This window comes from Coprobacter sp., assembly GCF_982436375.1.
The window spans coordinates 18,922-28,034 of record NZ_CEWDCG010000013.1 but is presented as its reverse complement, the minus strand read 5'-3'; the positions used below and the strand labels follow the sequence as shown (position 1 = coordinate 28,034).

6 protein-coding genes are annotated in these 9,113 nt (G+C 38.2%); 5 read left to right on the top strand and 1 reads right to left on the bottom strand.

The window, feature by feature from the left end; translation table 11 throughout:
- Positions 1-212 precede the first annotated feature (212 nt).
- The 3 genes from AC1WHX_RS01675 to AC1WHX_RS01665 all read left to right on the top strand — a co-directional run bounded on the left by AC1WHX_RS01675 (position 213) and on the right by AC1WHX_RS01665 (position 5,515).
- Positions 213-3,281, top strand: coding sequence for a hypothetical protein (locus AC1WHX_RS01675; protein ID WP_122337180.1), 3,069 nt, complete (start codon positions 213-215; stop codon positions 3,279-3,281).
- A gap of 32 nt (positions 3,282-3,313) precedes the next feature.
- Complete coding sequence (locus AC1WHX_RS01670; RefSeq protein WP_022600808.1) at positions 3,314-4,729, top strand: DUF5723 family protein; 1,416 nt, start codon at positions 3,314-3,316, stop codon at positions 4,727-4,729.
- A 183-nt stretch (positions 4,730-4,912) separates the two neighbouring features.
- Positions 4,913-5,515: a hypothetical protein gene (locus AC1WHX_RS01665; protein ID WP_303116248.1), complete on the top strand. Its 603-nt coding sequence runs from the start codon at positions 4,913-4,915 to the stop codon at positions 5,513-5,515.
- Positions 5,516-5,650: 135 nt separating this feature from the next.
- Here AC1WHX_RS01665 and AC1WHX_RS01660 read toward each other — a convergent pair whose 3' ends face one another.
- Complete coding sequence (locus AC1WHX_RS01660) at positions 5,651-6,556, bottom strand: glucosaminidase domain-containing protein (RefSeq protein ID WP_122337172.1); 906 nt, start codon at positions 6,554-6,556, stop codon at positions 5,651-5,653.
- A gap of 152 nt (positions 6,557-6,708) precedes the next feature.
- On the opposite strand from AC1WHX_RS01660, the gene AC1WHX_RS01655 reads away from it, so the two are divergent.
- Positions 6,709-7,191 (top strand): cytidine deaminase, encoded by a 483-nt coding sequence (locus AC1WHX_RS01655; protein WP_009318962.1) that lies wholly within the window; start codon positions 6,709-6,711, stop codon positions 7,189-7,191.
- A 96-nt stretch (positions 7,192-7,287) separates the two neighbouring features.
- Complete coding sequence (locus AC1WHX_RS01650) at positions 7,288-9,102, top strand: DNA polymerase III subunit gamma/tau (protein WP_303116246.1); 1,815 nt, start codon at positions 7,288-7,290, stop codon at positions 9,100-9,102.
- Positions 9,103-9,113: the final 11 nt, after the last annotated feature.

Here is a 9,113-nt window from a genome sequence, read left to right as displayed (position 1 = left end):
CATAAAAACCGATTATCTGAAAACCCGGAAAATTCAATAAATGAAAGATATATAAAATTTTCAATACTCATAAAGTTAAAAAGTTAATATATGGGATTATCCATAAAATTTTACAAGAATGTTACATTACTTAATAAAAAAAAATACTATGTTTGCAAAATATTGATTTATATCAAATTTAAAATCACCAGTTATCAAAAATGAGATTACGCATGAATGCGAAGAAATTTACTATCGGCAAGATAATTATGTTATCTCTGTGCCCGAGTTTCCTTATTTTCGGATATTCCTGTATAGACAAAAAGTACGATCTTACCAAAGACATTTCTACAATCGTAGGAATTGGAGGAGAATTAGGATTTCCCTTAGGAGAAACCGAGACAAAACTTCTCAGCGATTTATTAAAACCTGAAGATATAGAAGATTTAACTACCGATGACGATCAATACGGTATCCACAAGAAAGAAAATGTAAAAGCTGATATTCCGACATTCGATCCGGTATCGATCAATGCTATAAATACATCTACCGACTTTAACATTTCGTTCGAAAAGCTGACAATAGATCCCATAAAGATCGATGAGAATCAGCCGGATATGTTGCTGAAAAAAAACATAATCGATAAACCTGAGATCACCCAGTCTTTTACAGGAAATGTATCCATGAAAATCTCGGAAAATACTCCGATAAATGTTCCGAATAATGGAGAAGTCAGCATAATGGATAAAGAGTTTCGACTCGATGATCATCAGACTTCTTTTATTGTTGCAAAAGGAAGTTGTCCTGTAGAAGTAACACACATTTCCAATATCAAATTCAAAGGTACAACCGCACAGCTGAAAATGGATATGGATCAGCTGAAAAATACACTAAATCTGTCCGAGGCAACCGTAACATTGAAAAATTTTACAATAATATTTCCCAATACATTCGAGATTTCAAACCCGACAAAAGGCTCATTAATAAATAGTCACACTTTGAGGCTCGACAATGTAAATCTGACACTAACCGATAACATAGTAAACTTCAATCTGGTAAGTTATAACAAGGAAATCGATGCTGCACAAGGCGAATTTTCGGGATTTGAAGAATCGATCGACTATTCTCAATCAGGATATATCAGCATAAAAGGTATCACAAAAGGAGTTAATCTATCATCAATAGATGTCTCTATGCCTATAAGCATAAGCAGCTCCAATATCAATATCGATGATATGGATCTTACCGTCTCAGATCTAAAAATAGATGTAGAACAGACAAATTTCAGTACCGATATCAAGGTTACCAATATAAACAAAGATGTAAAAAAGATAAACAAGGTATATTTTGACGACAATTCTATACTTACCTTAAAATCCGAACCTATTACTCTTGCCGGATTAAACCTTTCCGGAGGAGAGATAACTATTAACCTGAACGATCCGAATACTCCTTTCGAATTTGATAAAACAGGTAATACATGGAATGGAGATAATCTCGTCATTACAATCGATGAATTGAAAACCGGATTTACCAAACAAGTAAAATTAAAATCGATAGATCTCTCTCAAAAAGCACTAAAGACCGAAACAGACGGAACAAAATCGTTGTCTTTCGAGCCACAATTTAAAGTCAATACTTTTACTACATATGCTAAGGGCAACACAACATTCAAGAAAATAGAAAGCTTCAACAACAATTCGAAAATTGATTTCAAACTTCAGGAAAGTATCTTGAATATTGCTGATGCCGATGTCGAGACAGAATCGTTTACCGCCGATCTCGGAAATAATACAGCAAAAATAGAAGTTGATGAGACTGATGTCCCGAAAGAACTAAAAGCCCTAAAATGGGTTAAGCTGAAAGGGAACACTGCCGTAAATCTGCAAGCGAACATCAATATAACAGACGGAGCTGGAGATTTACAATTCGATGAATTGATAATCGATTTTCCTCAATACATCATTTTTGACGAGAATTCAGGTGTAATAAACTATACTAATCCTGAAACCGGAGAAAAAAGCCAACGCCTGATTTTGAAAAACCAAAAATTTATCAAAGGTTCTTCTACGGAACGGACATGGAAATATAATAATCAACTGCATATTACAAAGCTTGATTTCACAGACAGTGAATTCCAAAACATTCTGACAGAAGATCACAAACTCATATTACCTGAAAAGAACGCGGTAATAACCGGTCGAGCTTCCGTATCGTCCGGAAACGTCAGCCTCGACGATCTTCAAAATCTAAATGTCAAAACATCTGTAAATGTAGAACAGATGAACATACAATTGGCAGCCGGAGAAGTCAACGAAGACGTTATCTCCGATAATCCGCACACATCGATAAATTTAGGAGATCTTTCAGACTACCTGAAAGAAGGATCGGCCTTGTATCTTCCGAATGCTAATTTCCAATTGACTGCGACAAACCCGATCGGAGTACCTATCAACGTCGATCTGATTTTTACTCCCTATAAAAACGGAAATCCTTTAGCTTCAGGCGGATTAAGACCCGATAAAACCATGACCATCGCAGCTTATGACGATTTAAATCCTTCAGAAGAAGAAACAGCTAAAACTTCAAAATTCATATTAGCGACACCCGAATACATAGCAAAAGGTATTCCTGAAGGATTCGAAGCAATTCCGTTCAGTCAACTGCAAAGCGTAATCAAAGACGTTCCGGACAGTATAGTAATAGACGCTATTCCGACTCCAAAAGCCGTAGAAGGAGAAAACTGGCACACGGTAGATCTCTCAAAAGGAGGCTCTCAAGTACTGATCGACTGCAACGCAGATGTACCTTTCGTTTTAGGTAAAGATGTCAATATCGTATATAAAGACACAATCGATAACATACAAGACGATACAGACGACATTTTTGAAAAAGCGACAGCGAGCGAAATTTCGATAAAAGCGACCGTATATAACGGCCTGCCTTTAGAATTGGCATTGAAAGTTATCCCGCTATCGACAGGTTGTGTCAGCACTATCGATTCAAACGATCTATCTTTCACGTTCGACAACGGAAAAGAAGAAGGGTATGTTGCTGCAGGCACATATAATAGCGAAACAGGATCGACAAATACTTCTGAAACTACTCTTTTAATTAAAGTCAGAGAGCGAGAAGGCTCAGGAGCTTTAAGACGTCTGGACGGTTTGGAACTGTTAATTACAGGTGGACTGGGGGCAAATGAAGGTACTATAGGCGGTGTTCCGTTAAAACCCAGCCAATCCATTAAAGCAAAAGTCGCCTTAAAGGTAAAAGGTATTCAAGCTGATATCGATAACTTCTAAAATCAATGTCGAACTCTTTACAAATACATAAAATGAAAAAGAAAATCATCATATTCATCCTATGTTTGGTCTCTGCAGGAGTATCGGCACAGACCTTATATTCATCATATTTTTTAGAACGGATGCCCTATCGCCATAGATTGAATCCGGCTTTAATAAATGATTACGGATACTTCAGTTTCCCCGGATTAGGAAATCTCGATATCCAGATAAACGGCAACATGGCCTTATCTCACTTTTTGTATCCGTCAGGAGACGAATTATTAACAGGATTCCACCCGAGCATCTCATCAAACGAGTTTATAGGATCGTTAAAGAACCGGAACAACCTGAGTTTAAATATCGATGAAACGATTTTATCATTCGGATTTTTCGCATTTAACGGATTCAATACTTTTGATTTATCAGTAAAAAGCAGTACCGATATATTCTTGCCTAAAGACTTATTTGCCTTTTTGAAAAATGGCCAAACCGGAGAGGTTACTCAATACGAAATGAAAGATATACGGGCGAAAAGCAACAATTATGTCGAGCTGGCATTAGGACATGCTCACCGCATAAACGACAGGTTAACGATAGGGGCTAAACTGAAAGCGTTAATCGGTGCAGGGAATCTGGATGCAAGAATAGACCGCATGACTATGACATTATCCGATGAACGATGGATGATACAAAGTAAAGGTATAGCCGACTTGTCTCTTGCCGGAGTGACCCTGGAAACCGACAGTAACGGTGAAATCGACGGATTCGATTTTGACACAGGAAAATTAGGAATCGCCGGTATCGGTGGTGCTATCGATCTCGGTGCAACTTATAAAATCTTTGACAACCTTACTGTGTCCATGGCTTTAACAGATATAGGTTTTATCCGCTGGAATAAAAATAAAAAAGCAGAAACCCCTGAAGGAGAATTCGTATTCGATGGATTCAAACACTTAGGAGCTGAAGATGATGATAACGGCAATAACGCCTTTGACGACGAAACCGATAAAATCGGAGATGATCTCGAAGCTTTATTCAAATTTAAAGAAACTCGAGCTTCTTCCAGAAGTACTTGGTTGAAAACGACTATGAATATAGGGGCAGAATATGGCATTTTAAATAACAAAATATCATTCGGATTATTATCCTCGACCCGATTCAGTACTCCAAAAACATGGACAAAACTGATGGCGACAGCCAATTTCCGCCCGGCAAAATGGTTCATGGCAGCACTCAACGGAGCGGTATCGAATACCGGATGCACATGGGGAGCTTTGATAAATTTATGCCCCAGAGGATTTAACCTTTTCTTGGGAGCTGATTATATCGCTGCAAAATATACTCCGCAATATGTACCTGTAAATACGACAAACATGAGTTTCAGTTTTGGTATAAATTTCCCGTTAGGAACCGACCCGAAACTGAAAAATAAAAAAGTCTATAATCCCGTACCTGCAGCATATTAATAAAATAAAGTGAAAACGGCAGACGATTTTGTCTGCCGTTTTCACTTTAATATCTATAATCTCTCTGTTAAACAGTGAATATCCGCACTTTTTTATTTAATTAAAATAAGATTGAGAAATATGAAGAAACTCTTTTTATCAGCACTTATCGCGATTCTTTGCCTTTTATGGTATTACTATTTTATGAACAGCTCAAAAGAAGTTATAAATGAAGAACAGAAAGAGGTAGCTATAAACGTAGAAGAAGATGATGCAACTATGAAAAAAAGCACTCATCTTAAATTTAAAGGCGTACCCATTGACGGAAAATTGGACGAGTTTAAGTCACGCATGGAGCGCAAGGGATTCAAACATATAGGTACACAGGACAATGCAGAGATACTGCAAGGTGATTTTGCCGACTTCAAAGAATGTACGATCTATGTAACCACACTCGATAATAAGGACTTAGTTTCAAAAATCTCCGTTGTTTTTCCGGAACAAAAACAGTGGAAATACCTTTATGGAGATTACACGCATTTGAAAGAATTGTTGACAGAAAAATACGGCAAGCCATCAGCCTGCACTGAAAAATTCCAATTTTTCCATGAACCTCGTAACGATAGCGAAAAAATGAGTTATGCCCTATTGGGAGGATGCCAATACGAGAGTCAATTTACAACCGACAATGGTGAAATCACCCTTTGGATCGAACATGAAAGTTCCTTATCATGTTTCGTAATGCTTTCTTATAAAGATAAAGATAATAGCAACATCATTAGAGAACACGCAAAAGATGATTTATAATAAATTCTGAAGCACTCCAATACCAATAAACCAATTATTACTTAGGCTCCATCAAGAAGAAAAGCATCAAATACATCATATTCAAAAATAGAGAGTAACCAAACTTCTATTGTCGTGTGTTTAAGTAAATTGAAATCAACGAAGGATCAACACATCCCCTTCTGACGGGACATAGTCTTTATCTTTATGATTCATTTTATACAAATACTTCATACGAATGCCATAAATCTGAGAAATATCATGCATCGACTCACCTGCCGAAACGATATGTCGCGTATAGGTTTTGTCCGCTTTTTTATTCTTCTTCTCAAGATAAATCACCATTCCCGGATCTAAAGGATAATCTTTCGGAATCTCATTATAACTACATAATTTCTTTACACTGATACCGAACTCCTTCCCTATATTTTTAAGATTATCTCCCACACGAACTTCGATGTAATACAAGCCCGAAGAACGATACACCTGATGAGGCTTATATCCTACCGGCAATTTAGGAATTTCTTGAGAAGAACGCCCCTTACGGTCATATTGGTACAAATCATACAATTCTATAATCTGAATCAACTTACTTGCATACGCCTTATCGGTCGCATATCCACAACGCTGCAAACCTCTTGCCCAACCTTTATAATCGGTACTTTTCAGTTCAAATAACTGAGCATAACGCATATTCCGAGTCAAGAATAAAGAATGATCTTCGTATGAGTCTTCAGGATGCTTATATTTACGAAAGCACTCTCCTTTAGCATCATCATCGTGATAAACCCGAGCTCCGGTCCATTTATTGTGACATTTTATACCGAAATGATTATTCGATTTACGCGCTAATGTTCCTCTTCCAGCGCCAGATTCCAATAGCCCCTGAGCCAGAGTAATACTGGCCGGTATTTTATATTTTTTCTGATGACTGATTGCCAAATCCTTATACGTATCTATATACTGCATATAAAGACGATTCCGACTCTGAGCACTCACATCCTCCCCCCAAAAAACAGAAATGGCAAAAAGCAAAAACAGTGTTAATCTTTTAAAACTCATACTCAATATCCTTATTATAACTCGAAAAAAGAACGTAAAACTCGCACGAATATTTCAAAACTTCTTTATATTTGTATTATTACCGAATTATTTTACCAATTAGTGATAAGCATATATTCGAATAACCTTAACGCTATAAAATTAGTCCTGATATGAAAAAGTTAAATCTCGATACAAAGATAACAGTTTGTTCTTATGAAGAATTGAGCCCCGAAGAAAAAATTCTGATCGATCGGGCAAAAGAGGCGAGCAACCTCTCATACGCACCCTATTCTCGATTCCAAGTAGGAGCAGCAGCCCTACTGAATAATGGAGAAATAATACAAGGAAACAATCAGGAAAATGCCGCATATCCTTCGGGATTATGCGCAGAACGCGTAACACTTTTTTTCGCCAATGCCAACTATCCCGATATTCCTGTGAAAATGCTGGCATTGGCGGCTCAGACAGGCGGGAGCTACACAGACGGTCAAGTTGCTCCGTGCGGAGCTTGCCGACAGGTAATTTTAGAAACAGAAAATCGTTTTAATCAACCTATACGGATACTGATGTACGGTAAAGACGACATTTATATCGTAGATTCTATAAAAGCGCTATTACCGTTGCATTTCGATAAATCGAGTATGGAAAGATAAAATGAATTTCACTTTTTAAATTTTTTCAAGATACAAACCTGTTACTTTTTATTACTTTTGTAAATACAGAATTACAAGACAGAACTTTCAAGATAAATGGATAATTATATTGTTTCGGCACGGAAATACCGCCCGTCCACATTTCACTCCGTCATAGGACAAAAAGCGTTGACCCAGACTTTAAAAAACGCGATCAGTTCAGGGAAATTAGCTCACGCTTATCTTTTTTGCGGTCCGCGGGGAGTAGGAAAAACAACGTGCGCCCGAATCTTTGCCAAAACAATCAATTGTTTGCATCCTACAGCCGATGGAGAGGCTTGTAACGAATGCGAATCCTGCAAAGCATTCAATGAACAGCGATCTTACAATATTTTAGAATTAGACGCTGCATCTAACAATTCGGTCGACGATATACGGCAACTGACCGAACAAGTCCGCATTCCGCCTCAAATAGGAAAATACAAAGTATTCATCATCGATGAGGTACACATGCTATCGACCGCCGCATTCAATGCATTTCTAAAGACATTGGAAGAACCGCCTCATCATGCACTATTTATATTGGCAACTACCGAGAAACACAAAATTCTGCCGACGATACTGTCTCGATGTCAAATTTACGATTTTCAAAGAATCACGACAGCCGATACCGTAGAACACCTGCAATATGTAGCTTCTCAAGAGGGGGTTGCCGCCGAACCGGAAGCGTTGAGCGTCATTGCCCAAAAAGCTGATGGAGGAATGAGGGACGCATTATCTATATTCGACCAAGTCGTTAGTTTTTCTAACGGAAACATTACTTATCAATCGGTGATAGAGAACCTGAATGTCCTCGATTATGAATACTATTTCAGCTTGACCGATACATTTTTACGGAATGCAGTTCCCGAAGCACTAATTCTTTTTGACAAAATACTGAAAAAAGGATTCGAGGCTCAATATTTTATAAGCGGATTAAGTAATCATTTCAGAGATCTGTTAGTCTGCAAAGATCCTATAACCCTACCTCTACTCGAAGTAGGTCCGGCAACAGCACAACGCTATGCCGAACAAGCGAAGCAATGCAGCAACGAGTTTTTGTATAAAGCCATCGAGTTGAGTAACCGATGCGATTTGAACTACCGGAACAGTAATAATAAAAAATTATTGGTAGAATTGACACTGATACAGCTCTGCCAATTAACTGCGGCAAAAAATTCACAGCCTGAACAACAGCCAACGTTGCAAAAGGTTTCTCCTGCGGCACAGACTGTCCCCCAAAGAAGTTCTTCACCGATCCAGAATGCTCCGACAGAACAAAAGAAGACCGTTACGACAAATGCTACTGTCGCATCATCAGCCCAAACAAGCACCGGTACTCGGGCAACAGAAACAATACAGACCGATAAAACGGTGGTAAATAAAGCTCAATTAAACGAGTTACCGAATAATCAACATCCTGCACAAAAGCCGAAACCCCGAACGATTCCGATCCCTTCTATATCGATAAAAAAACCGATTATCGAAACAAAAGAACAGGTTCGGGAGATAAGGAAAGATGTGGACATGAATAATTCTTTCTCTGAAGAGGATCTGCAAAAAGCGTGGATTAAATTTACCAACACGATTCCTACCGAAACCGTTCTGGTGAATACGATGCGCACTTGTCCGCCTAAAATGCTGAATGCAACAGACTTCGAAGTTGTAGTCGATAACAAAGAACAGTTAGACCGGCTGAACGAAAGAGGAACGGACTTAATGCAATTCTTGAAAAAAGAATTAAAAAACACCCGTATCTCCATGCGTCCAAGAGAAAGCGAGAAACAAGAAAAGCACAAGGCATTCAGCCAACGGGAACGATTCGACCTTATGGTTCAGAAAAATCCCAACATCATGCATTTAAAAGACAAATTCGGCTTAGAACTGGCATGACAATACCCCCA

Coding starts and splice junctions, on each gene's coding strand:
- AC1WHX_RS01660 (WP_122337172.1), bottom strand. CDS start 6,556: ATGAGTTTTAAAAGATTAACACTGTTTTTGCTTTTTGCCATTTCTGTT.
- AC1WHX_RS01670 (WP_022600808.1), top strand. CDS start 3,314: ATGAAAAAGAAAATCATCATATTCATCCTATGTTTGGTCTCTGCAGGA.
- AC1WHX_RS01650 (WP_303116246.1), top strand. CDS start 7,288: ATGGATAATTATATTGTTTCGGCACGGAAATACCGCCCGTCCACATTT.
- AC1WHX_RS01675 (WP_122337180.1), top strand. CDS start 213: ATGAATGCGAAGAAATTTACTATCGGCAAGATAATTATGTTATCTCTG.
- AC1WHX_RS01655 (WP_009318962.1), top strand. CDS start 6,709: ATGAAAAAGTTAAATCTCGATACAAAGATAACAGTTTGTTCTTATGAA.
- AC1WHX_RS01665 (WP_303116248.1), top strand. CDS start 4,913: ATGAACAGCTCAAAAGAAGTTATAAATGAAGAACAGAAAGAGGTAGCT.